At 38.5% G+C, this 2,941-nt stretch carries 1 protein-coding gene and 1 pseudogene; one reads left to right on the top strand and one right to left on the bottom strand.

From position 1 onward, the window contains the following. Positions 1–413: 413 nt before the first annotated feature. Positions 414–1,250, top strand: a pseudogene (locus M5121_RS15635) (glycine betaine transporter); the annotation flags it as partial. A gap of 32 nt (positions 1,251–1,282) precedes the next feature. Here M5121_RS15635 and M5121_RS15630 read toward each other — a convergent pair. After that, positions 1,283–2,692, bottom strand: coding sequence for a TIGR00341 family protein (locus M5121_RS15630; protein WP_087548432.1), 1,410 nt, complete (start codon positions 2,690–2,692; stop codon positions 1,283–1,285). Positions 2,693–2,941 lie beyond the last annotated feature (249 nt).

Genomic DNA, 2,941 nt, shown 5'->3' with positions numbered 1-2,941 from the left:
GTGTCTAATCAACAGGGTTTTCGGTCTCTAAGTACTTTTTAAAGGGAACATCATCGACTCAAATCTCTATTTGCAACAGTGCCGTCCAATATTCTGGTCAACAGAACTGACTCTGACATATCCCACCTTATGACCTTTCATCTTACACCCTACCAGACGCTTATTTCTGCTTATTGTAAACAATGAATGGTATATTTAAAAGTTACATGTAACGTATGGATAAATTTTATTTAAATGAGACATAAATTCTGGGGTGTTGTCAGTGTTACTTTAGGGTATACTCTATAGTTACATAAATTTAGATATTAAAAACTTCTCTCCGATAAACCCAGTACGGTTCAATGATAAGATTAACCCGTTAGGTCAGGTGGCCTAACTTAAATAAAAAAGTCTCCGACAAACCCGGTACGGTTCAAAATCATTCCAGTCTAGTATTGGCTGTAGAAAAAGATTCTTCTGTTGCCTTATTCGAATTTTTAAAGACTTTACCTCTCTCTAGTGTATCCAGTCTGGTTGCTACCCTCCTGATCTTCCTGTTTTTTGTTACTTCGGCTGATTCAGGAGCCTTGATCACAGATTACCTTACGGCTAAAACGGAGCACTCCCCTGTTTGGCAACGTTTGTTCTGGACAGCTGTGATTGCTGTTCTTTCTATTATCTTGCTGATCGTTGGTGGTTTAAGTGCCTTGCAATCTGCAGTGATCATGAGTGCCTTGCCTTTTACTTTCATTATGCTGTTATTGTGCTGGGGGTTAATCAAGGCACTACGTTTAGATGTCTTAAAAGTACAGGCCCTACAAAGTGCTAGGATCACACCACGAGCTATACAAAACCCAAGAAGCTGGCAACAGCGTCTAGGTTTAATTATGCATTACCCACATTCTAAAGCCGAAGTAACAGCCTATATTCATCAGAATGTTCATCAGGCTTTTCAGAACATAAAACATGAATTTCAGCGCCGGAATCTGGATGTTTCAATCCGTGAGGTTGATGGGGGGCTATTACTGAAAGTAGATCATCAAAATGAAATCAACTTCATCTATCAAGTCGTGGCTACTGAAACACGAGCTCCGAGTTTTATGCTCGATGACGAAAGTAGCCTCTCTCTGAAATATTACAAAGCGGAAGTTTTTCTAAAAGAAGGGGGGAAAAACTACAATGTCATGGAATGGACACAAGAAGATTTACTCCAGGACATTATTGATCAATACGAACGCCACTTGTATTTTTTAAATGTAGTCCGTAATTAAACAATCTACATAGCAGTTCAAATTAACAAGTATTAGTTTGAACTGCTATCTTTTTGATTAACAATATCTTGATTTACCAAAAAATTTAATAGTACAGCATCCGTCTTCATTCTAACCTTGAACCAATTTTCAATGCGAATTTGATCTTCACTCGATAGTGGTTCAGATGTTCTCACACTAAGTTGCAGTATTTGCTTTTGATTGGGATCAGTCGGTAAATCAATGCCTTGTCCTAGAAAAATAGAGCTTACAGTGGGATGCTGTGCACGTAGCTCTGCAAAAACATCATTTGCATTGGCAAATAAAGCATTTTTCACCCTTAATTCTTGCTGTAATTGTTTTACCTGTTCATCCTTTTGGCGCAGGGCTTCTTGTCCATTCAGATACAAATCACTCAATACCCCAGATTTTAAGGCAGTCACATCAACCTTATCATCATTGGTTTGATGCACAATAATTTTAGTTCCTTCGAGATTTGCAACAGCAAGTCTCCCTTCAATATTCTGCAACGTCGCCTGACTTAAGGGCAAACCGACTAAAGCCAACTCAATGGTCCGTGTCTTGCTATCAATTTTTGAACTGGCGACTTGTGTTTCTTTAAAGGTAAATTCTTGTGTAATGAATTTGTTGGCAGTTGATTTAAAAACTTCTTCATTAACTAATTTAGTCGCCAGATAGGCACTTGGAATTGCGGTCACCATTGCGATCATCAGCAAAGATATTTTTACACGTCTTTCTACTTTTTCGTCAGCAAAACTATGTGGCTTTAACCTTAAAATCCGGATACCGATAATAGTTGCCAAACTGATGAACACACAATTGATGGTATATAAATACAGTGCACCACCAACAAAGCTCCACTGTCCAGTTGCAATACCAAATCCAGCAGTACAGACAGGTGGCATCAATGCTGTAGCAATCGCCACCCCTGGAATAACATTTGATTTTTCTTCTCGAGTGATCCCAATGATTCCTGCCAATCCACCAAATAATGCGATGAACACATCCCAAACGGTTGGGCTAGTTCGTGATAAAAGTTCAGATTGTGCATTATCGAGGGGTGATATCGAGAAATATAGAGTGGATACGACCAAGCTGATCAGTGTTGCAATACCTAGGTTGAAGAGTGCCCGTTTTACCAGTTTAAAGTCATAAACTGCTACACCCAGCCCCACCCCCATGATCGGTCCCATAAGTGGAGAAATTAGCATTGCGCCAATAATCACAGCTGTTGAATTGATATTTAATCCGACTGATGCAATAAAAATAGCGAATATTAAAATCCAGGGAATGGCTCCTGATAGCTCAATCCCATCACGAATACGACGCTCGATTTCATCATCTTCTGCCTTATCTTCCAGCAGACTAAAGCGATGGCGTGCACGTCTTAATCTACTTGTATAATTAAAGGAGGAGTTGTGTTTATTAGAGGTGTTGGTCAATTTAACATCCTACTTTTTATCCATCTGTGGAAAGACCTTTAATCTCAGTCGATTTTTGGTCCTCGTGATTACCTTAGAGTGAGAAAATGAAACATTCCAGAAAACTAACTTTACTCAAAATTACAAAAAAAGTCTTAATATCTCCTGCAATTGATTAATTAATAAACATCTTTGTACACGACAAAAAAAGATAACTCATTGAAATAATGGCATAATACTTGTTTTCTGACGACGAATATGATGACACAT

Origin of the sequence: Acinetobacter sp. ANC5681, from assembly GCF_023488045.1 — a bacterium.
Lineage (GTDB): Bacteria > Pseudomonadota > Gammaproteobacteria > Pseudomonadales > Moraxellaceae > Acinetobacter.
This window is presented reverse-complemented; position numbering and strand designations above follow the sequence as displayed.